We start from the raw sequence: 20,556 nt of genomic DNA on the forward strand, positions 1-20,556 counted from the left end.
GCCTCAGGCCGCGGCGCGCTTGGCGAAGCGACCGTGGCGGCGGAAACGCACCAGCCAGGTGCCCGCGACTGCCGCCAGTGGGGTCGGCGTGATCCCGAGCGCGGCGAAGCCATCCGCTCCGTCCGCGACCACCGTGTCGCGCTGGAGCATCTGCCACTGGTCGCGGGTGAGCGGCGATCCCGGCAACGCGGCGAGGAGGCCGCCGAGTGCGTCCGGCAGCTCGAGCAGGTGCGGCGTGCGCCCCGTCTCGCGGGCGAGCAACTGGTAGATCTGGCGAAGCGTCATCACGTCCCGTCCGCCGAGCTCGAACAGCTTGCCGCCGTAGGCCTTCGCGTCGGCCAGCGCCGTCACTGCCGCGTCCGCCACATCCTTCACGAACACCGGCTGGAACCGCGCGTCCCCGCGTAGCACCGGCACGATCGGAAGCGCCACCATCCCGGCAAAGCGGTTGGTGAACTCGTCCTCCTGCCCGAACACGACCGACGGGCGCAAGATGGTCGCGTGCGGGAAGGCGGCGCGCACCGCGGCCTCGCCTTCCCCCTTGCTGCGGCCGTAGGCGGACGCGCTCTCCGGATCGGCACCAATGGCGGACACGTGCACCATCGCCTCGACACCCGCGTCGCGCGCCGCTTCGGCGATCGCGCGGGCACCGCCGACGTGCAGCGCCTGCATGTCGGTGAAGGCGCCGACCAGGTTCACCACCGCGTCCGCCCCTGCGATCGCCCGCGCGACGCTCTCCGGCCGCTTCACGTCGGCCGCGACGAACTGCGTCTGGCCGAGCCCGCCGAGCGGCTTCAGGAAATAGGCCCGGCGCGGATCGCGTTGCGCCACCCGCACCCGCGCACCCGCCGCGAGCAGCGCCTGAGCGACATAGCGCCCCAGGAACCCGCCGCCGCCGAACAGCACCACCAGCTCGTTCTTCACAGGATCGCAGCCCCTATCGATTCAACCGTCGATTTCCCTTGCCGCCTGCTGTTGACAAGCGCAACCACCCTCCCCTAGAGGCGCCCGCCTACCCCGTGCCCAGATGGCGGAATTGGTAGACGCACCAGCTTCAGGTGCTGGCGCTCGCAAGGGCGTGGAGGTTCGAGTCCTCTTCTGGGCACCATTTCCCTGTTCGCGAACGTCCGCCACAGGTCGACAAACCCTAGGTTTTCTGCCACTTTCGCCAGCGACACGGTTGCTGGCGTTCGCCTTTGTTCGCCGACAGCCGGGCCGAAACGGGGGCCTTTTTGGGGGCCCTTTCTGGAGGGCCTGATTTGGCGCTTACTGATACGGCGATCCGGGGAGCGAAACCGAAGGAGCGGGACTACAAGCTCGCGGACGGTGGCGGCCTCTACCTTCTGGTGACGAAGGCCGGCGGCAAGCTGTGGCGGCTTAAGTACCGAGCGCATGGCGTCGAGCGAAAGCTGGCGCTTGGCAAATACCCCGACGTGACGCTGGGAGCGGCCCGCAAGGCGCGGGATGAGGCGCGCGCTAAGGCTGGCGCGGGCGACGATCCGGCGGCAGCGAAGCGCCGAGAGCGGGTTGCGGCCAAGCTGGCGGCCGGAACGACATTCGGGGCCGTGGCTCTGGAGTATGTCGGCAAGGCTGAACGGGAAGGACGCGCGCCTGCGACGGTAACGAAGCTGCATTGGGCGCGTGAGTGGCTGCAACCGGCGATCGGCCACCGTCCGGTCGATCAGGTGGAGCCGCACGAATTGCTTGCCGTCCTGAAGAAGCAGGAAGCGCAAGGCAATTTGGAAACTGCGCGCCGGACCCGTGCTTTCGCCAGCCGCGTGTTCCGCTATGCCGTTGCCACCGCTCGCGCCAAGGCCGATCCGGCTGGGCTGTTGCTCGGCGCGGTAGCGTCGCCGAAGCCCAAGAACCTGTCCGCCATTGTCGATCCCAAGCGGATCGGCGAGCTGCTGCGAGCCATTGACGGTTACACCGGCCAGCCGGTCACGCGGCTGGCGCTGGCGCTTTCGCCCCACGTCTTCGTTCGGCCTGGCGAGCTTCGCCAAGCGGAGTGGAGCGAGTTCGATCCAGAGGCGAACGTCTGGCGCATACCGGCGGCGCGAATGAAGAAGCGGCGTGAGCACGTCGTCCCGCTATCCAGGCAGGCGCTAGCGATCCTCGGCGAGCTGCGCCAGTTGACCGGCGGCGGACGGCTGGTGTTCCCCGCAATGGGCAAACGTGATCGGCCTCTATCGGAGAACACGGCAACCGCCGCGCTCCGTCGCATGGGCTTCGGCGCGGACGAAATGACAGCGCATGGCTTTCGCGCAATGGCGAGCACGCTGCTAAACGAGTCGGGCAAGTGGCACCCGGACGCGATCGAGCGGGCGCTGGCGCACCGTGACAGCGATCAGGTCCGCGCGGCTTACCATCGCGGAGCCCACTGGGACGAGCGGGTCCGCATGGCGCAATGGTGGAGCGACAAGCTGGACTCTCTCCGTAGCGGCGCACAGATACTACCGTTCACAACCTCGGAGGCCGCAACGGAAACGTGGAAGAGCGCCGGATAACAGCCGCCCAAGCACTCGACATGCTTCAGACCGTGGCTCCACGGCCGTGGGCGAAGCGGATGCTCTCCTGGCACGTATTTGAGACAACCGGCTATTTCGAGTTTATGGCCGGAACGGTTGTCGAAATGGTCGCCGCACACGATTTCTTGGAGTGGACCGGCCTTAGCAGCGAGACGAACCTCGAAACCGATGATCCAACGGCGCTCAGGGCGTTGGCGGCAAAACCGTGGGAAGAGGTAGTCGTTGAAGAACCCCGAACACCGGAGTTTCCGTTCGCTCTTCCGGTGGAAGCCACCCTTCAAATCGACCACTTTGATTGGGAGGCAGGTGTGGCGCGTGGAAGCATGCGGCACACCACGATTATAGCACCGGACTATTACGAGGAACTACAGGGAACTCATGGCAAGTCATGGCTGACTTTTGATCTGTCCGGCCTAAGCTTTCCCTTATCCATGATAGAGATGCTGGCGCCGAACGCTCCCGCACCGCCGGACGATTTTTTCGCACGCATGCCCGCCAATCCTGAGGTTAAGGTAGGAGGACCCGGCCGCCGACGCACGCATGATTGGGATGGTGCGTTACTCTTCTTGATCGGCGAGGCGGAACGAAACGCGATCGCACCAGACCCCGATGCGCATGGTGCCCAAGCAGATGTTGCGAAACTGATGGCCGATTGGTTCGCGGAACAGGGCGCAGCGATACCGGTAAACAGTCAGTTGCAAGCCAAGGCCAAGCTCGTCCTGGACCACATCCGGCGAGCGAATCCGAAGCCGCGTTAGGTCATTTTCGGACGTTTGTGGACGACACCGGTCGGCGCGCGCCCGATGCTTCCCCACGTTCACCGGCACACGCTGGTGTCGAAAGGAGCACGACGTGGAGCAGCTTGCAGTTTCGATCGGAGATACAGTCAAGGCGTTGGGGCTCGGCAGGACGACCGTTTACGCGATGATCGCGGACGGGCGCTTGGAGGCGTTCAAGCTAGGACGGCGGCGGCTGGTGAAGGCGGAGTCGATCCGGCGACTTATCGCGTCGCAGGGTTAAGGCGCTCGCAATGGCCGCGCGGCGGGCCAGCCCCAGCGCCGTCAAGCTCAACCGCACCTATGACGTGGCGGAGCTGGCGGCTCGATTGGGCGTGCATAAGAACACGGTTCGCCATTGGCAGCGGGACGGGTTGAAGCCGCTCGACGGCCGCCGCCCCGTGCTGTTCCACGGCTCGACGGTGCGCGCCTTCCTTTCGAGCCGTAGCGCCAGCCGCAAGTCGCCTTGCCCGCCGGGCACGCTCTATTGCTTCCGGTGCCGCGCCCCGCGTGCGCCGGCACTCGGCATGGTCGATTACCTTCCGATCAGCGCCACCGGCGGCAACGTCCGGGCAATCTGCGCAACGTGTGAAACGGTCATGCACCGCCGCGCCGCCCAAGCGACGCTCGCGAGCATCCTCCCCGGCTGCGACGTCCAAGTCGTGCAGGCTCCGCCACGCCTAAAGGGCAGCCCCTCGCCCTCCCTGGATTGTGACTTGGAAAGGCAGGCGACGACATGACGAAGCACAATGCCGCGAACGAGCGGGTGAAGCGCGATTACTACCGCTACATGAAAGAGGCGAGGGGGCGCGACGAGGCGACAATCGACGCTGTCGCCAAGTCGCTCGCACGCTTCGAGGAGTCGACCAAGCGAAAGGACTTCCGCCGCTTCCACCGGGAACAGGCGGTAGCCTTCAAGCGGGCGCTGGCGGACGCGGTGAACGCGCGGACGGGGGCGGCTGAGCAAGGCGACGATGCTGTCGACGCTGCGCGACTTGCGCGCCTTCTTCTTCTGGCTGGCGCACCTGCCCGGCTTCAAGTCGCATATCGCCTATGCCGACGCGGACTATTTCAACCTGAGCGACAAGGACGTGGCGGTCGCGCGGGCGCGGCGGGACAAGGCGGTGCCGACGATCGCCCAAGTCGAGCACGTCCTGTCCGTGATGCCCGGCGACACGATCGTGCAGCGGCGGGACCGGGCGCTGATCGCCTTCACCATGCTGACGGGCACGCGGGTCACGGCGCTGACATCCCTCCGCCTGTCTCACGTCAACATGGCGGGCGGCTATGTCGATCAGGACGCGCGAACGGTCCGGACCAAGTCCGCCAAGACGTTCCGAACCTATTTTATGCCGGTGAGCGAGCGGGCGGTGGGCATAATCGCCGACTGGCATGCAGAGCTGAGCGCCGACGTGACGCGCGGGCCGGACGATGCGCTGTTCCCCGCCACGGCCATTGCCCTAGACTTAGGCGGAGGGTTCGCCCCGGCCGGGCTGCACCGGCAAGGCTGGAGCACAAGCGAGCCGGTGCGGGCGATCTTCCGGCGCGCCTTCGCTGCGGCGGGTCTGCCCTACTTCAACCCGCATAGCTTCCGGGACATGCTGGTGCGCCATGCCATGACGCTCGACCTGTCACCGGAAGCGATGAAAGCCTGGTCGCAGAACCTGGGGCATGCCGACGTGCTGACGACGTTCACCAGCTACGGCTCGGTCCCTGGGCATCGCCAAGGCGAGCTGATCCGGGCGGCGGCCGCGGCTGGTGGTGCCGATACGGCGCTCGACGACGAGGCCCTGGTCGCGGCGATCAAGGCGAGGCTGGGAAAAGCCGCCTGAGCCTTGCGGCGTGTCGCCCGGCCCCGCTAAGCCGCTGATCGGCAATGAGGGGCGAACGGGTGGAGCTGAGTGACGACGACAAGGCGCTGATCGCGGACCATATTGCGCGCGGGGAGCCATTGCCTGATCGCTTCCGGTGGACGCTGTTCCGTGAGCCGCGTGAGGCAGAGCTGATATGGCCGGGCAAGACGAGCGACGTCACGAACGTCGTCCTTCCGTTCCAGAGCATTGAACAGATTGACGAGCCGCGCGCGGAAACGGGTGCGCAGGTGGCGGACCTGTTCCAATTGGGCAGCGGCGGGCGGCAAGGCGGCGGCTGGTCGAACAAGCTGATCTGGGGTGACAACAAGCTTGTGCTGTCGAGCCTGAAGGGTGGCCCGCTGCGACGGGAGATTGAGGCCGCTGGCGGCCTGAAGCTGGTATATATCGACCCGCCGTTCGACGTGGGGGGCGATTTTAGCTTCCAAGTCGAGGTGGGCGACGAGCAGGTTACAAAAGAACCAACCGTTATCGAAGAGATTGCATATCGCGACACTTGGGGACGTGGACGAGACTCTTATTTCGCTATGATCCGCGAACGCCTGAGCTTGATCGGGGATATACTAGCTCCAACCGGCTCGATCTTTCTTCATTGCGATTGGCGGGTAAACAGCGGCATTCGTTTTCTTCTCGACGAAATCTTCGGAGAGGAAGGATACCGTAACGAAATCATCTGGCATTACGAAAACAAGCTAGGCACAGGCTGGTCGGGAAAGGTTTTTGACACCCGCCACGACGTAATACTTCGGTATTCAAGAGGGCGCGACTACACGCACCACGCGGTCGTCGAGGCCACGAAAGTTCAGAAGCTGCAGCCTGTCACGCAAAAGATAGAAGGCAAGCGAGTTTGGCTGCGTAATGACGACGGCTCACGCATGTATGCTGAGGGCGCGGCCGAGCGCCCCGTTGGCGATGTCTGGACAATTCCCATTATCAACCCGGTTGCATCGGAAAGGCTCGATTACCCGACACAGAAGCCCGAAGCGCTTCTGGAGCGGGTGATTAGTGCTGCGACCGATCCGGGCGACCTTATAGCGGACTTCTTCTGCGGTTCAGGGACGACCCTCGCCGTTGCCGAAAAGCTCGGCCGCAAGTGGATCGGCGCGGACCTGGGTCGCTTCGCGATTCACACGAGCCGGAAGCGGCTGATCGGGGTGCAACGCGAGCTGAAGGCCGCAGGCAAGCCGTGGCGGAGCTTCGAAATCCTGAACCTGGGCAAGTACGAGCGGCAATGGTTCGCGGGTATCGACCCGACGCTTCCGGCCGGCGAACGCGCGCAAGCGGCTGCAGCGAAGGAAGCGGCCTATGTGTCGCTGATCCTGGAAGCCTATCGCGCGCAACCTGCCGAACAGTCGCCGCCCTTCCACGGCTACAAGGACGGCGCGTTCGTCGTCGTCGGGCCGCTCGACGCGCCGGTCAACGAGCTGACCGTTGCGGAAGCGGTGGACGCGGCGCGGCGCATGGGCGCGGGCCGGGTCGACGTGCTCGGCTTCGAGTTCGAGATGGGGCTTGCGCCACGCGCGGTTGACGAGGCTAAGGCGAAGGGCGTTGCGGTCGCGCTCCGTTACATCCCCAAGGACGTGTTCGACCGACGCGCGGTCGACAAGGGGCAGGTGAGCTTCCACGACCTGGCCTATGTCGAGGCGAAGGCGACGATGGCGGACAAGAAGGCCCGGCGCGTGACGGTGAGCCTGTCCAACTTCGCGGTCGCCTACCGTCAGGACGGGTTGGACAATCTGATCGAAGGCATGCGGCCGGGCACTAAGGTTGCGGTCGAGAACGGGCAGGTGGTCAAGCTGACCAAGGCCAAGGACGGCACCGTCACCCGCGACGTGCTGACGCGCGAATGGACCGACTGGATCGATTATTGGGCGGTCGATTTCGATTACGCCAGCCGGCCGGAAACGATCTACGAGACGGTCACGCAAGGCGACGGGAGCGTGAAGTACGTTCCGCAATGGACGGGGCGCTACATCTTCGAAAACGAATGGCAGAGCTTCCGCACCCGCCGTAACCGGGCGCTGGAGCTGACCAGCGCGGCGCACGAATACACGACACCCGGCCGCAAGCAGATTGCGGTCAAGGTCATCGACATTTTCGGGAACGACACGACCAAGGTCATCGGGGTGGAGGTCTGATGCCGCTCAATCCCGCCTTCCCGGCCGATCCTTACGCGATCCTGTCTCCCGACGTGCGCTGGTATCCCGGCGACGAGACGCTGGGCGACATGCTGCGCGAACAGCTCATCCCGCCGCTTGTCGACAAGGTCCGGCGCGGTGTCGCGGGCTGGCGCGCCGCCGGCTATGCGGGCGCGAGCGAGACGACGCGGGCGCTGCTGCGCTGGTGGTTCGAACGCGAGCACGTCGTCTATGGCGAGGCCGGGCCGTTCATCTGGCAATGGTATTTCGCGCAACGGGAGGCAGTCGAAAGCGCCGTGTGGTTGTACGAGGTCGCGAAGGCGCGCGACCCGCTGAGCCTGCTCGCCTATGACAGCACGGGCGCGGTGTCGGCCGGCATGTTCGACGAGGATTGGACGCGCTACGTCCTGAAGCTCGCTACCGGCGCGGGCAAGACCAAGGTCGCCAGCCTGCTGATCGCCTGGAGCTACTTCCACAAGCTCTACGAGGCGGAGTCGACGCTATCCACCAACACGCTGCTGGTCGCGCCGAACATCATCGTGCTTGACCGGCTGCGCGTTGACTTCGACGGCGCGCGGGTGTTCTACAGCGACCCCGTCTTACCGCCGAATGGGTATGAGGGACGCGACTGGACGGCCGACTTTCAGTTGACCGTGCATGTGCAGGACGACGTCGGGCACGTCGCGCCGCGCGGCAACCTGTTCCTGACCAACGTCCATCGCGTCGACGAGGGGGCGCGCGCGACGCCCGAATGGGACTTGCGCGAGCAATTCCTGGGCGCAAAACCGGTCGCCAAGACGACGGACAGCAAGGCCGATCTGGGCATAATCGTCCGATCGGTGCCCGACCTGATCGTCGTCAACGACGAGGCGCATCACGTCAGGGCGGAAACGGCTTGGTTCCGGCAGATGGCCGAATTGGACGCCGGCCTGCGGCGGCGCGGGTCCGGCCTGTCCGCCCAATTCGACCTGACTGCCACGCCCAAGCACAACAACGGCGCGATATTCGTGCAGACTGTATCGGACTATCCGCTGGTCGAGGCGATCGCCCAGAGCGTCGTCAAGACCCCGGTCCTACCCGACGCCGCCAGCCGGGCGCGCCTGACCGTTCGCCAAAGCGACGATTTCGTCGAGATGTATCAGGATCATCTCGACCTGGGCGTGCTCGAATGGAAGCGGACCTTCGCCGAGCTGGAGAAGGCGGGCAAGAAGTCGGTCCTGTTCGTGATGACGGACGACACGGCAAATTGCGACCGCGTCGCCGGATGGCTGGAGGCCCGCTATTCTGAGCTGAAGGGCAAGGTGCTGGTCATTCACACCAAGTCCAATGGCGAGATTATCGAAACGGCGACCGGCAAGGCCAAGGCCGAACTGGACGAACTGCGTAAGCAGAGCCGGGAAATCGACTCCTGGGACAGCCCGTATCTGGCGGTCGTGTCCGTCATGGTGCTGCGCGAAGGGTGGGACGTCCGCAACGTGACAACGATCGTCGGCCTGCGGCCGTTCAAGGCGCCGTCGAACATTCTGCCTGAGCAGACTATCGGGCGCGGCCTGCGGCGGATGTTCTTCGGTCGCGACGTCAAGGAACAGGTGAGTGTGCTCGGAACAGAGCGGTTCCTGGAATTTGTTGAGACTATCAAGAACGAGGGCGTCGAGCTGGAGCGCCGCCCGATGGGAGAGGGCACAAAGCCTGCCGGCCCGATGGTGGTGGAGGTCGATCGCGACAAGGACGTGGCGGCGCTCGACATCGAGCTGCCTAAGCTGAAGCCGCGTATCGAGCGGCAATTCTACCGCTTCGAAGAGATCGACGACGCCAGCCTTCCCGCGCCGCGCGTGCCCTTGCGGGAGTTCAGCGAGGCCGAACAGCGGGAAATCGTGTTCCGAGACATTCATACCGACGAGGTCAGTCACACCACGCGGCTCGATGCGGGCGCGGTGGCGGATTGGCGCAATGTCGTCGGCTGGTTCGCCAAGTCGATCAAGGACGATTTGCGGCTGGTCGGCGGCTATGACGTGCTGTTCGGAAAGCTGGTCCGGTTCATCGAGGATGGGCTATTCGATCGCAAGGTGTCGCTCGACGACCCCAACGTGCTGCGGAACCTGAGCGAGACGGGCGTGACGCGGGCATTGTTCGACACCATGAAGGGCGCGATCAACCGCCTGACCGTGCATGACAGCGGCGACACGCATGTGATCGACCGCATCAAGCTGTCCGCAACCCGGCCGCAAGTCACCAAGCGCCGCGACGTGATCGAGGCGACCAAGTCGCTGATGAACAAGGTCGCGGGCGACAACGCCTTCGAGCTGGCGTTCGCCCGCTTCCTGGAAGCTGCCGCCGACGTGCAGGCCTTCTACAAGAACACGGAAGCGACCGGCTTCACCGTCGAATACCAATCGGCCGGCGGCGGGATCGTCCGAGACTATCGCCCCGATTTCATAGCTCGTGCGATGGACGGGACGGTCTGGGTCGTGGAGACAAAGGGGCGCGAGGATTTGGACGATCCGCGCAAATGGGAGCGGCTGAAGCTCTGGTGCGCCGATGCGAGCAGGCAGGACGCCCCCCGCCGCTACCGGGCGATGTTCGTGCGCCAAGAGGCCTGGGACAGCCGCCTCAATCCAGTTCATACGTTGGCGGAAGCCGCATCGGCCTTCGACACAGACGAGGGGTGATTGTTCACCCGCCGATCAAGGTCCGCAAGCTCGCCCGATCAATCAGGCGGGCGCGGCCTACCTTCACGCTGCGGAGCCTGCCTGACCTCATAAGTTCGTAGATCGTCGTCCGGCCCAATCCGGTTAGCCGGCAGGCATCGTCAACCCGCACCGCCCACGGCTCCGCAATCTGAGTTCGGTCAATCAACATTCTATGCTCCAACGATCGGCTGGAGCGTGGTCGCGCAACGCAAGGCCTAGTCGATGTAGCGCGACAGGCGGGGTGTAGGAAAACAACTTCGCGCGCCGCCTTCGGAGCTGAAATCCAAGCAATTCAGCAGGTTGGCCGCTCGCCAAATCGGACCCACGAAATCGAGCGGCATGTGGGACAGGTTTGCTCCGCCGAAATCAGCTACTTATCCTGCGGGCTCGCCGCATAGGGTGTGCTGAAATCCTCCCGTTCGGCTGGTTGACGAGGCTGTCTGATTGGCTTGTTATTGGCCGGTGGGCACCCGGCATCCGGAGCAGCCGCCAGCGGCTTACCGGCGCCCTGAAGATAGGGCGAAAACTTTTCTGGGGGCCCTTTTGGGGGCCTCTTATGCGAACGCAACGGAGAAATCAGAGATTTTCAACAGCTTATATCGCTTCTTCGAGTCCTCTTCTGGCACCATTTACCTGTGCGCGGTGACCCGCCACTAGTTGAAAAATGCGTGGCTCCCGTCATGCCTTCGAGTGGCCGCAACCCAGATGTGCCGCCGAGGAAACCCGCGAGAAGTGCGCCAAGGCTTCAGCTGCTGCTCGATCAGTACGGCATTCGCAACCGCTTCGTCTCGCTTCAGACCGCCGACCGCCACCCGTTGAAGCCGCATGCGTCGATGGCGCGCGCGTCCGGAACGCGGGCGCTGGGCGTCGGCTGGAGCTATCATCAGAGGGAACGGCTGCGCGCGGCCGGCGCCGACGCGGTGATCGACGATCCGCTGGCGATCCCCGCCGCGCTGCTTGCCCTGCTGTCCGCGACGCCTACATGCCCGACGTGACACCCGACCCCGCCCGCCACCGCTGGCTCGCGATCCAGGCCGTACGCGCAAGCGGCACGGCGGGCGCCATCCTCGGCCTCTACCTGCTCGGCCGCGCGGTCAATCTGCCGTCACGCGTGCTCGGGCTGCTGATCGTGCTCGCCGCGCTCTACGTCGTGCTCGCGGTCCCGCGGGCGCTCGCGCATCGCTGGCGGAGCGGCGCATGAAGCGGTTCTGGACGGCGGTCACGGTCACGCAGGAGGGAGCGGGTCACGGCATCGCGCTCGACGGTCGCCCGGTGCGAACGCCCGGCCGCACCCCGCTCGTGGTGCCGACCGCGGCACTGGCGGCGGCGATCACGGGCGAGTGGCGCGCGGTCACGGACGACATCGATCCGCGCGCGATGCCGCTCACCGGCCTCGCCAACGCGGCGATCGACCGGATCGGCCCCGACCCGCAGGCCTTTGCGACCGGCCTCGCTCGCTACGGGGAGAGCGACCTGCTCTGCTACCGCACGGTCGAGCCCGCGCCGCTGGTCGCGCGCCAGGCGGCGGCGTGGGATCCGGTCATCGGCTGGGCGCGCGGCCGCTTCGACATCCACCTGGAGGTCGCGTCGGGCGTCATGCACGTGGCGCAGCCTCCTGCCACGCTGGCGCGCCTCGCCGATGCGGTGGCTGCACGGAACGCGTTCGAGCTCGCGGGGCTGTCGCCGGTGGTGACGGTTACCGGCTCGCTCCTCCTGGCGCTCGCCTTGATCGAGGGGGCGGCGGACGCGGACACGATCTGGGCGGCAGCGCGGATCGACGACGACTGGCAGGAGGAGATGTGGGGCCGCGACGACCTCGCCGCGCAAGCGACGGCCGCGCACCGCGCCGATTTCGATGCGGGCGCCCGCTTCCTCAGCCTTCTGGCGTGACGGGCACGTAGAGCAGCACGTCGGCATCGCCGCCGGGCAGCCTGATCGGGCGGTCGGGCACCAGCCCCAGCCCGGCTAGGACGGCGCGCGACGCGGCGTTCTCCGGGTTCACGATCGCCACCACCGGCGCGATCCCGCGCGCCGTCGCCCACGCCGAGACCGCGCCCGCCGCCTCCCGCGCATAGCCCTTTCCGCGCCCCGCCGGCAGCAGCGCGAAGCCGATGTCGGGATGGTCGATTCCCGGTCGCCGCACCAGCCCGGCCATGCCGACCCACGCGCCGCTCCCCCGCTCCACCACCGCCCACATGCCGTCGCCGTGCCGGGCGTAGGCGGGGCGATACCGCTCGACGATCGCCGCTTCCGCCTCCGCGACCGTGTCGACCCCGCGGTGGCCGATGTTGCGCAGGAAGTCGGCGTCGGTCAGCAGTGCGTGGAGCGGCACCGCGTCGCCGACCTCCATCTCGCGGATGACCAGCCGCTCTGTCTCTGTGACGATCACCCGATCCTCCGTCACCCCTGCCCTGAGCCGGGATCCCGCTTCTTACTGCGACGGAGAAGGGAGCGGGAGCCCGGATCAAGTCCGGGGTGACGGTCTTGGTCGACGCGGATCATGACTCTAGCCCTCTCGCCCCCATTCCCCCATATCGCCGCCCGTGTCCCGTACCCGTGTCATCGTCATGAACGCCGCGCTCGGCCCGCTCGACTACCGCGTGCCGCACGGGATGACGGTGGAGCCGGGATCGATCGTGGTGGTGCCGCTCGGCCCGCGCCAGTTGCTCGGCGTAGTGTGGGAGCCCGAGCGCCTCGGCACGGAGGAGGTAGGCGACAACCGCCTCCGCAACCTGCTCGCGGTCGCCGACGTGCCGCCGATCCCCGCACCGCTCCGCCGCCTGGTCGAGTGGACCGCCGACTATTACCTCGCGCCGCTGTCGGCCGTGCTCCGCATGGCGCTCGCCAGCACCTCGGCGCTGGAGGGGCAGAAGCTGATCGTCGAGTACCGCGCGACCGGAACGGTGCCGCCGCGGCTGACCCCGCAGCGTGAGCAGGCGCTGGTGCGGATCGGCGATCGGCAGGGGCTGATCCGCGAGCTGGCGACGATCGCCGACGTCAGCGATGCGGTGATCCGCGGGCTGGTCAAGGCCGGCGCGATCGAGGGGGTGGAGGTCGACCTCGACAGTCCCTTCCCGCTCCCCGATCCGGACCACGCGCCGCCCCTGCTCTCGCCCGAACAGCGCGCCGCCGCCGACACGCTCGCCGCCGCCACCACCGCGGCGGCGTTCGAGCCGTTCCTGCTCGACGGGGTCACCGGATCGGGCAAGACCGAAGTGTATCTGGAGGCGGTCGCCGCGGCGCTGCGAGCCGACCGGCAGTCGCTGATCCTGCTCCCCGAGATCGCGCTGACCGAGCCGTTCCTGAAGCGCTTCACCGGCCGCTTCGGCGTCGAGCCGGTCGCCTGGCACTCGGGCCTGCGGTCGTCCCAACGCCGCCGCGCGTGGCGCGCGATCGCGACCGGCGAGGCGAAGGTGGTTGTCGGCGCCCGCTCCGCGCTGTTCCTCCCCTACGCCCGGCTCGGCGTGATCGTCGTCGACGAGGCGCACGAAACCAGCTTCAAGCAGGAGGACGGCGTCCACTACCATGCCCGCGACGTCGCGGTGATGCGGGGGCGGTTCGAGGGCTGCCCGGTGATCCTCGCCAGCGCCACCCCGGCGATCGAAACCCGGCACCAGGTCGAGCTCGGCCGATATCGCGAGGTCAAGCTACCCGACCGCTACGGCGCCGCGCAGCTGCCCCGCATCGAGGCGATCGACCTGCTTGCGGAGCCGCCGGTCCGCGGCCGCTGGCTCGCGCCCCGCCTGGTCACCGCGATCGACGCCACGCTCGCCCGCGGCGAGCAGGTCCTGCTGTTCCTCAACCGCCGCGGCTACGCACCGCTGACGCTATGCCGGACCTGCGGCCACCGCTTTCAGTGCCCGAACTGCACCGCCTGGATGGTCGAGCACCGGCTGATCAACCGCCTGTCGTGCCATCACTGCGGTCACGCCTACCCGACGCCGCGCGCCTGCCCGGAATGCAGCGACGAGGACAGCCTGGTCGCCTGCGGCCCCGGCGTCGAGCGCATCGCCGACGAGGTGGCGGCGCTCTATCCGGACGCCAAGACCGCGATCGTCACCAGCGACACGATCTGGAGCCCCGCCAAGGCCGCCGAGTTCGTCGGGCGGATGGAGGCAGGCGACATCGACATCGTCGTCGGCACCCAGCTCGTCACCAAGGGCTACCACTTCCCCAACCTCACCCTGGTCGGCGTGATCGACGCCGACCTGGGGCTGGAGGGCGGCGACCTGCGCGCCGCCGAGCGCACCTTTCAGCAGATCAGCCAGGTCGCCGGCCGCGCCGGCCGCGGCACCAAGCCCGGCACCGTGCTGGTCCAGACTCACGCGCCCGGCGCCCGCGTGATCGAGGCGCTGGTGTCGGGCGACGCCGAGAGCTTCTACGCTGCCGAAACGGACGCGCGGCGGGAGGCCGACGCGCCCCCCTTCGGCCGCTTCGCCGCGATTGTCGTGTCGAGCGAGGACAAGGCGCTGGCCGATCAGACCGCCCGCACCGTCGCCCGCTCGGTGCCACAGGTCGACGGCATGCACGTCTTCGGCCCCGCCCCCGCCCCCCTTGCCATGCTCCGCGGGCGGCACCGCTTCCGGTTACTGGTGCATGCGACGCGGAGTTTGGACGTGCAGGACGTCATCCGCGACTGGTTGGGTGCACTGGACTGGGGGCCGAAGGTCAGGGTCGCGGTTGACGTCGACCCCTACAATTTCCTGTAGCCCCGCGACGATTACACCGCGAGTGGCACCAACGTGACGCCACCGATGTTCGCCGGCACGTCGTAGGTAGGAATCGGCGCCTTGTTCCCTGCCGCGCTGTTGTGGGTATCGTCATTGTAGAAGCCGAGGTTGACAGTGGCGCCGCTCGTGCCGCTCTCCACCACCGCCGCGATATCATAGGTGCCCGGTAGCGACCGGCGGCGGACGTTCTCGCGGATACGTTCCACGTCCCGCGCAGGGTTGAACGGTCGGTTGTCGGTGGCGCCCGCCAGGACCGGATTGATCGTCTTGACCAGCGTGCGCAAGCCCAGCCGGGCCGCACGCGTGGCCTCGTCGGCGGCCACCTCGTCCGAGGTTCGGCCCTGAAAGATGATGTCGTTGACGCCGAGACCGTACACGCGGACCTGGCACAATCTGGCAAGCGTATCGCGGACCACGGTGCGGGCCGGGTCGGCCATCTCGCGCGCGGTCGCGCCTGCTACCGATATGTTGATGCCCGCCAGGTACGGCGCGAGCACACGGCCCCAGGCGCCGTGCGCGCCGTAGCCGTTATCGGCGATGTCGCCCGGCCGCCCGGCTGAGAGTACCCCCGCTTCCTGGCTGTCGCCGTCGTTGACGAAGGTCGGCCGGGCGCCGCGCCCACCGATGAAGCACGGTCCGAAATAGTCGAAGCCGCCTTCCCAGATGTTACGGTACATCGCGCCCGAGGCGGTCTGGTCGGGCACGTTCGCGCCATATTGCAGCCGGTCGCCGCTGGCGTAATCGGCCTTCCCGTGCGCGTAGACGCCGCCAGCCGGAAAGTTGCCCCAGAACGTCACGATCAGCCGGCTGCCGACGCGCGGACGAATCGCCGCGGTGAACTTCAGGAAGTCGGTGGCCGCGCTCGCGGACGCGGTGGTGCCGCCGCCCACCGCCTGCAGCTGCGTGGTGGTGGTCACGCCGTCGCGGCTGACCCAGGTAACGCTCGCGCGTGCGGTAACGGTGGCGGCCGGACCGATCTCCCCCTCACCAGACGTCGCCCGGCCCGGCCACCACCAGAACTCCAGTCCGTCGGCGACATCTTCATAGTGGATGTGGGTCGTGGTCGCGCCAACCTGTACGTTGGCGGCACCGATGCTCTCGTTATGAATGCCCTGCGTGGTCGACGTGGGCCGCAGCGAGGTCGCGACCGGCGGCGGCGTCGGCGCCGGTGAAGGAGCAGGCGTCGGGGCCGGAGTGGGCGTTGGGGCAGGAGGCGGAGCGGAGATCGCCCCGGCCGGACTGTTACCGCTATCGCCGCAGCCGGTGAGTACGAGGCCGGCAGCAGCCGCACCGTAGCGCAAGGCTGCTCGCCGCGTGATCACACTGTTCGTCGACACAGCCTATCCATCTGATTTTGCGCTTGAACCGCATTGTAGCGGAATGTTGCTGCGCCGCACAATATCAGCTTGGTGTGTCGCCGCTCGGTTCATCGCCGTGGCGGGGCATCTCGCGGGGTAGTTGGCCAGAGAGGTCGGTCGCAAACACGCGCTTACCGTCTTTCGCGCTGTCATACGCCCCTGTATCGACGACCCACGATGCGTCGCCTCCTCTTCACCCTGCTTGCAGTCCTCGCGATGGCGGCACCTGCGCGCGCCGACGATATTTCCGCCGCCGGTCGCGGTGTCGTGCGGATCGTCACGGTGGCCGTCGCCGAGGATGAGGTGGTGGGGTTCGGCCACGGCTCGGGCTTCGCGATCTCCCCCACCCGGATCGTCACCAACGCCCATGTGGTGGAGCTCGCCGCGCGCTATCCCGGCAACGTCGTCATCGGGGTGGTCCCGTCGGAGGGCGACCAGTCGGTCCAGGGCCGCCTGGTCGCGGTCGATCCGGAACGCGATCTCGCACTCGTCGAGGTGAGCGGCATCCGTTTGGCGCCGCTGGCGCTCTACGCCGGCCCGCCGAGCGAGGGCGAGGCGATGATCGCGCTCGGCTATCCCGGCAACGTCGACCTCGCGACCGCGCGCTCGGCCGCCGACTTCATCACGCCGCAGAGCCCGGTCAGGAGCCAGGGCGTGTTCTCCGGCCGGCGCGCGCTCGCCGGCACGCAGATGCTGCTCCACACCGCCTCGATCGCGCGAGGGAATTCAGGCGGGCCGCTGCTCGACCGCTGTGGGCGGGTGCTCGGTGTCAACTCGGCACTGACCCGCGGGGACGAGGGCGACGCGAGCTTTGCCCTCGCGATCGCGGATGCCGAGCTGCTCACCTTCCTGCGGGAGGCCGGGCAGAGCGTCACCACCATCGGCACGCCGTGCGTGACGATGGAGGAGCGCCTCGCCGCCGATCGCGCCGCGGATGAGGATGCCCGCTCGGCGAGCGACGCCGCCGCCCGCGCCGCCGCGGAGCGCGCGGCGGCCGAGCGGACCGCCGCGATCGCGCAGGCGCGCGCGGATAACGAGGTCGCGCGCGAGAACGTCATGGCGGCGGCGGCGGTGCTGCTCGTGCTCGGCGCGCTGGCGGTTGGCGGCGCGGGGCTGCTGGCATCGCGGGGCGACCGGCGCTGGCGCTGGGCGGCGGGCGGCGGCGGGGCGCTGATGGTGGGCGCGGTTGTCACCTTCCTGCTGCGGCCCGGCTTCGACCCGGCCGACCTGCCACAGGCCGCCGCCGCGACCGCGCCGACGACCGCGGCGGTTGAGGCGATCGGGCCGCTTGCGTGCAGCTTCGACGCGGAGCGCAGCCGAGTCGTGTCGTCACAGCCGGAGGCCGTGCGGCTCGCCTGGAGCGCCGACGGCTGCATGAACGGCCGAACCCAGTATGCGGAGGACGGCCGCGGCGGGTGGCAGCGGATCCTGGTGCCCGATGGCGAGGCGACGGTCAGCGTGCTCCAGTACCAGCCGGGCACGCGCGGCTACAGCGAGACACGCTACTTCCTCGACGCCGCCCGCATGACGGAGCTGCGTCGCCTGCGCCAGTCGGTCACGGTCAAGGCCTGCACCGCCGATCAGGCCGCCCGCGCCAACCTCCAGACCCAGCAGGCCGCCCTGCGCGCGGCCTTGCCCAGCGTACCAAACGAGCGGCTGGCGTATCGGTGCACGCCGACGGGGTGAGCTAAACCGTTCCCCCGGACACGGACGGTGGTCAGGTCACCGCAGCCCGCCGCCGATATCGCGGGTCATCCCACACACCGCTCGCCAGCACGTCCGCGAGCACGTCGGCCGCACGCCACACATCCTCAAAGCCCAGGTACAGCGGCGTGAAGCCGAAGCGGAGCAGGTCGGGCGCGCGAAAGTCGCCGATCACGCCGCGATCGATCAGCGCCGCCATCACCGGGTAAGCGTCCGGATGCGCGAAGCTGACGTGGCTGCCGCGCTGCGCCGGGTCGGCGGGGCTGGCGAGCCGTACCTGCGGGCAGCGCGCGGTCACTTCCGCCACGAACAGCGTGGAGAGCGCGCGCCCCTTGGCAAACAGCGCGGCAAGATTGACCCCGTCGAAGGTCGCGAGCCCCGCCGCCAGCGCCGCCATCCCCAGCACCGGCGGCGTCCCCGCCAGCCAGCGCCGGATGCCGGCGGCCGGCGCGTAATCGTCGACGAAGTCGAACGGCGCGGCGTGCCCCATCCAGCCCGACAGCGGCGAGCGCAGCCGCGCCTGGTGCCGTGCCGCCACGAACAGGAACGCGGGCGCGCCCGGCCCGCCGTTCAGATACTTGTACCCGCATCCGACCGCTAGGTCGGCGCCCGCGGCGTTCAGGTCGACCGGCACCGCCCCCGTGCTGTGGCTGAGGTCCCACAGCATCAACGCGCCTTCCGCCTGCGCAGCCGCGGTCACGGCGCGAAGGTCGAACGTCGCCGCGCTCTGGTAGTGGACGTGGGTCAGCATGACGACCGCGACGTCCTCGTCGATCGCCGCCGGAACCGCGTCGCGCGGGGCGGTGCGCACGCTCACCCCCGGGATCGTGGCGGCGACGCCTTGCGCGACGTAGAGGTCGGTCGGGAAATTGCCGGGCTCGGTCAGGATGACGCGCCGCTCGCCCGCCGTCACCGCCGCGGCGAGCAGCTTGTGGAGGTTGACCGAGGTCGTGTCGGCGACCACCACCTCGCCCGGCGCCGCCCCGATCAGCGTGGCGACCCGGTCGCCGAGCCGGCTCGGCGCGTCAATCCAGCCGGCATCGTTCCAGCTGCGGACCAGCCCGGTTCCCCACTCCTCGGCAACAGCACGCGCGCTCGCCGCGGGCGCCGCCGCCGGCATCGCGCCCAGCGAGTTTCCGTCGAGGTACAGCACGCCCGGCGGCAGCACGAACCGCTCCTTCAGCGCCGCCAGCGGATCCGCCGCGTCGAGCGCGCGCGCCTCGTCCCGCGTCACAGCGCGGTCCTCACCTGAAGCAGTTCGGGGAAGAATCCCTGCTCCAGCACCTTGGCCAGGTAAGATACGCCGGCGGTGCCCCCGGTCCCGATCTTGAACCCGATCACCCGCTCCACCGTCTTCAGATGCCCGAACCGCCACAGCTGGACGTGGTACTCCAGGTCGACCAGCTTCTCGGCGAGCTCGTACAGGTCCCACCAGCGCGCGGTGTCGGCGTAGACGCTTGCCCACGCCGCAGTGACGGCCGGGTGCGCGGCGTAAGGCTCCGACCAGTTCCGATCGATCACCGCGGCGGGCAGGTCGAACCCGCGCCGCGCGAGCAGCCGCAGCGCCTCGTCGTACAGGCTCGGCCGCCCCAGCTCCGCGGCGAGCGCCGCGCGCACCGCCGGCTCGTCTGCGTGCACCGCCAGCGCCTCCGCCTTCTTGTTGCCGAGCAGGAACTCGATCAGCCGGTACTGGTCCGACTGGAAGCCGCTGGACGTGCCGAGCCTGTCCCGCATCGCCGCGTAATCGGCGGGCGTCATGGTCGCGAGCACCTCCCACGACTGGATCATCTGCGCCTGGATCCGCGCCACCCGGCTCATCATCTTGAACGCCGGGCTGAGCGTGTCGGCGGCGATCATCGCGCGCGCGCCACGCAGCTCGTGCAAGCACAGCTTCAGCCAGATCTCGGACGCCTGGTGGATGGCGATGAACAGCAGCTCGTCATGTGCGTCGCTGAGCGGCGTCAGCAGGTCGAGGAGCTCGGGCAGCCGCAGGTAGGAGCGATAGGTGATCGGGGCCATGTGCACGACCCTACCGGCTCGCGCCCGGCTGCGCTATCGGGCGGAGGATGACCGCCCGCCCGCTCACCCCAGCCGAAACCGCGCTCGCCGCCTCCGTGTTCGGCGACGCGATCGACTATGCAGCGGCGAGCGTGTCCCGCACCAAATGGGCGTTCTTCCAGCCGCGCAACACGGTGATGGCGCCCAGCGGCTGCATCCACTTTCACCCCAAGGGCGATCTATACTGCGACGATTTCGGCCACGCGCACCCCGATGCGCAGGGGCTGTTCATTCACGAGATGACGCACATCTGGCAGCACCAGCGCGGGATCAACCTGCCGCTCCGCCGCCATCCCTTCTGCCGCTACAGCTACAGCCTGAAGCCCGGCTGGCGGCTGGCCCGCTACGGGCTCGAGCAGCAGGCGGAGATCGTCCGCCACGCCTTTCTGCTCCGCGCCGGCCGGGTCGTCCCGGGCGCTCCGGAGCTCCACCGCTATGACACGATCCTGCCGTTCCGGGGCGAGATGCGCGCCTGATGCCCTGACCGCACCACCGTTCGTGCTGAGTAGCGATTGAGCGTAGCCGAAGACGCGTATCGAAGCACCTGTCCCGCGAACAAAGTCCTTCGATACGCCGCTTCGGCGGGCTCAGCGGCTACTCAGGACGAACGGGTGGGGACCGGCGCACGCTTTACCGTTCGTGCTGAGTAGCGACTGAGCGCAGCCGAAGACGCGGATCGAAGCACCTGTCCCGCCGGCCTGGT

The 20,556-nt window shown here is 68.0% G+C and carries 19 protein-coding genes and 1 tRNA gene; 14 read left to right on the forward strand and 6 right to left on the reverse strand.

Annotation, left to right across the window (positions count from 1 at the left end; translation table 11 throughout):
• Positions 1–3 precede the first annotated feature (3 nt).
• A complete protein-coding gene (locus tag CRO12_RS01550; RefSeq protein WP_097062268.1) occupies positions 4–924 on the reverse strand; it encodes a complex I NDUFA9 subunit family protein in 921 nt (306 codons plus the stop codon).
• Between the two features lie 97 nt (positions 925–1,021).
• Between CRO12_RS01550 and CRO12_RS01555 the strand changes: the two genes are divergently transcribed.
• The 8 genes from CRO12_RS01555 (at position 1,022) to CRO12_RS01585 (ending at position 9,982) form a co-directional block, all read left to right on the forward strand.
• Positions 1,022–1,108, forward strand: a tRNA-Leu gene (locus CRO12_RS01555).
• Positions 1,109–1,259: 151 nt separating this feature from the next.
• On the forward strand, positions 1,260–2,507 hold the full coding sequence (locus CRO12_RS01560; protein ID WP_097062269.1) for a tyrosine-type recombinase/integrase: 1,248 nt from the start codon (positions 1,260–1,262) through the stop codon (positions 2,505–2,507).
• A gap of 20 nt (positions 2,508–2,527) precedes the next feature.
• A complete protein-coding gene (locus tag CRO12_RS17570) occupies positions 2,528–3,286 on the forward strand; it encodes a hypothetical protein (RefSeq protein WP_144033489.1) in 759 nt (252 codons plus the stop codon).
• A 94-nt stretch (positions 3,287–3,380) separates the two neighbouring features.
• Positions 3,381–3,548, forward strand: coding sequence for a helix-turn-helix domain-containing protein (locus CRO12_RS17505; protein ID WP_101750156.1), 168 nt, complete (start codon positions 3,381–3,383; stop codon positions 3,546–3,548).
• 10 nt (positions 3,549–3,558) lie between these two features.
• The gene (locus CRO12_RS01570; protein WP_097062270.1) at positions 3,559–4,044 is read left to right on the forward strand and encodes a helix-turn-helix domain-containing protein; all 486 of its coding nucleotides are present in this window, start codon (positions 3,559–3,561) and stop codon (positions 4,042–4,044) included.
• Between the two features lie 234 nt (positions 4,045–4,278).
• A complete protein-coding gene (locus tag CRO12_RS01575) occupies positions 4,279–5,136 on the forward strand; it encodes a tyrosine-type recombinase/integrase (protein WP_218838841.1) in 858 nt (285 codons plus the stop codon).
• 59 nt (positions 5,137–5,195) lie between these two features.
• Positions 5,196–7,313, forward strand: coding sequence for a DNA methyltransferase (locus tag CRO12_RS01580; RefSeq protein WP_218838842.1), 2,118 nt, complete (start codon positions 5,196–5,198; stop codon positions 7,311–7,313).
• Positions 7,313–9,982 carry a DEAD/DEAH box helicase gene (locus CRO12_RS01585; protein ID WP_097062272.1) on the forward strand — a complete coding sequence of 890 codons (2,670 nt, stop codon included), beginning with the start codon at positions 7,313–7,315 and terminating at the stop codon, positions 9,980–9,982. The genes CRO12_RS01580 and CRO12_RS01585 overlap by 1 nt, the downstream gene beginning before the upstream one ends.
• Positions 9,983–9,986: 4 nt before the next feature.
• On the opposite strand, the gene CRO12_RS18435 is transcribed toward CRO12_RS01585, so the two are convergent.
• Positions 9,987–10,172: a helix-turn-helix domain-containing protein gene (locus CRO12_RS18435; protein ID WP_097062273.1), complete on the reverse strand. Its 186-nt coding sequence runs from the start codon at positions 10,170–10,172 to the stop codon at positions 9,987–9,989.
• A 511-nt stretch (positions 10,173–10,683) separates the two neighbouring features.
• On the opposite strand from CRO12_RS18435, the gene CRO12_RS01595 reads away from it, so the two are divergent.
• From CRO12_RS01595 to CRO12_RS01605, 3 genes are read left to right on the forward strand one after another with little or no spacing between them, the layout of a single operon-like run.
• Positions 10,684–10,998, forward strand: a complete 315-nt coding sequence (locus CRO12_RS01595) for an HAD family hydrolase (protein ID WP_097062274.1) — start codon at positions 10,684–10,686, stop codon at positions 10,996–10,998.
• Positions 10,986–11,204 (forward strand): hypothetical protein, encoded by a 219-nt coding sequence (locus CRO12_RS01600; protein WP_097062275.1) that lies wholly within the window; start codon positions 10,986–10,988, stop codon positions 11,202–11,204. Before CRO12_RS01595 ends, CRO12_RS01600 begins: the two co-directional genes overlap by 13 nt.
• Positions 11,201–11,893 (forward strand): ATP12 family chaperone protein, encoded by a 693-nt coding sequence (locus tag CRO12_RS01605; RefSeq protein ID WP_097062276.1) that lies wholly within the window; start codon positions 11,201–11,203, stop codon positions 11,891–11,893. The genes CRO12_RS01600 and CRO12_RS01605 overlap by 4 nt, the downstream gene beginning before the upstream one ends.
• On the opposite strand, the gene CRO12_RS01610 is transcribed toward CRO12_RS01605, so the two are convergent.
• Positions 11,877–12,392: a GNAT family N-acetyltransferase gene (locus tag CRO12_RS01610; RefSeq protein ID WP_144033490.1), complete on the reverse strand. Its 516-nt coding sequence runs from the start codon at positions 12,390–12,392 to the stop codon at positions 11,877–11,879. The genes CRO12_RS01605 and CRO12_RS01610 overlap by 17 nt on opposite strands.
• A gap of 154 nt (positions 12,393–12,546) precedes the next feature.
• On the opposite strand from CRO12_RS01610, the gene CRO12_RS01615 reads away from it, so the two are divergent.
• A complete protein-coding gene (locus CRO12_RS01615) occupies positions 12,547–14,712 on the forward strand; it encodes a primosomal protein N' (RefSeq protein ID WP_097062278.1) in 2,166 nt (721 codons plus the stop codon).
• Positions 14,713–14,723: 11 nt separating this feature from the next.
• On the opposite strand, the gene CRO12_RS01620 is transcribed toward CRO12_RS01615, so the two are convergent.
• Positions 14,724–16,070 carry an SGNH/GDSL hydrolase family protein gene (locus tag CRO12_RS01620; protein WP_179640805.1) on the reverse strand — a complete coding sequence of 449 codons (1,347 nt, stop codon included), beginning with the start codon at positions 16,068–16,070 and terminating at the stop codon, positions 14,724–14,726.
• Between the two features lie 198 nt (positions 16,071–16,268).
• On the opposite strand from CRO12_RS01620, the gene CRO12_RS01625 reads away from it, so the two are divergent.
• Positions 16,269–17,777 carry a S1C family serine protease gene (locus CRO12_RS01625; RefSeq protein WP_097062280.1) on the forward strand — a complete coding sequence of 503 codons (1,509 nt, stop codon included), beginning with the start codon at positions 16,269–16,271 and terminating at the stop codon, positions 17,775–17,777.
• 31 nt (positions 17,778–17,808) lie between these two features.
• Here CRO12_RS01625 and kynU read toward each other — a convergent pair whose 3' ends face one another.
• Both kynU and CRO12_RS01635 read right to left on the reverse strand, forming a co-directional pair.
• Complete coding sequence (gene kynU / locus CRO12_RS01630) at positions 17,809–19,029, reverse strand: kynureninase (RefSeq protein WP_097062281.1); 1,221 nt, start codon at positions 19,027–19,029, stop codon at positions 17,809–17,811.
• Complete coding sequence (locus CRO12_RS01635; RefSeq protein ID WP_097062282.1) at positions 19,026–19,814, reverse strand: tryptophan 2,3-dioxygenase; 789 nt, start codon at positions 19,812–19,814, stop codon at positions 19,026–19,028. The genes kynU and CRO12_RS01635 overlap by 4 nt, the downstream gene beginning before the upstream one ends.
• A 47-nt stretch (positions 19,815–19,861) precedes the next feature.
• Between CRO12_RS01635 and CRO12_RS01640 the strand changes: the two genes are divergently transcribed.
• Positions 19,862–20,329, forward strand: a complete 468-nt coding sequence (locus CRO12_RS01640) for a vgr related protein (protein ID WP_097062283.1) — start codon at positions 19,862–19,864, stop codon at positions 20,327–20,329.
• Positions 20,330–20,556 lie beyond the last annotated feature (227 nt).

The organism is Sphingomonas guangdongensis (genome assembly GCF_900199185.1).
Classification (GTDB): domain Bacteria; phylum Pseudomonadota; class Alphaproteobacteria; order Sphingomonadales; family Sphingomonadaceae; genus Sphingomonas; species Sphingomonas guangdongensis.

What these genes read in the sequence shown, in the direction of transcription:
- CRO12_RS17570 (WP_144033489.1), top strand. Translation starts at nt 2,528, where the DNA reads ATGCTTCAGACCGTGGCTCCACGGCCGTGGGCGAAGCGGATGCTCTCC.
- CRO12_RS01570 (WP_097062270.1), top strand. Translation starts at nt 3,559, where the DNA reads ATGGCCGCGCGGCGGGCCAGCCCCAGCGCCGTCAAGCTCAACCGCACC.
- CRO12_RS01575 (WP_218838841.1), top strand. Translation starts at nt 4,279, where the DNA reads ATGCTGTCGACGCTGCGCGACTTGCGCGCCTTCTTCTTCTGGCTGGCG.
- CRO12_RS01585 (WP_097062272.1), top strand. Translation starts at nt 7,313, where the DNA reads ATGCCGCTCAATCCCGCCTTCCCGGCCGATCCTTACGCGATCCTGTCT.
- CRO12_RS18435 (WP_097062273.1), bottom strand. Translation starts at nt 10,172, where the DNA reads ATGTTGATTGACCGAACTCAGATTGCGGAGCCGTGGGCGGTGCGGGTT.
- CRO12_RS01595 (WP_097062274.1), top strand. Translation starts at nt 10,684, where the DNA reads ATGCCTTCGAGTGGCCGCAACCCAGATGTGCCGCCGAGGAAACCCGCG.
- CRO12_RS01600 (WP_097062275.1), top strand. Translation starts at nt 10,986, where the DNA reads ATGCCCGACGTGACACCCGACCCCGCCCGCCACCGCTGGCTCGCGATC.
- CRO12_RS01605 (WP_097062276.1), top strand. Translation starts at nt 11,201, where the DNA reads ATGAAGCGGTTCTGGACGGCGGTCACGGTCACGCAGGAGGGAGCGGGT.
- CRO12_RS01625 (WP_097062280.1), top strand. Translation starts at nt 16,269, where the DNA reads ATGCGTCGCCTCCTCTTCACCCTGCTTGCAGTCCTCGCGATGGCGGCA.
- CRO12_RS01635 (WP_097062282.1), bottom strand. Translation starts at nt 19,814, where the DNA reads ATGGCCCCGATCACCTATCGCTCCTACCTGCGGCTGCCCGAGCTCCTC.
- CRO12_RS01640 (WP_097062283.1), top strand. Translation starts at nt 19,862, where the DNA reads ATGACCGCCCGCCCGCTCACCCCAGCCGAAACCGCGCTCGCCGCCTCC.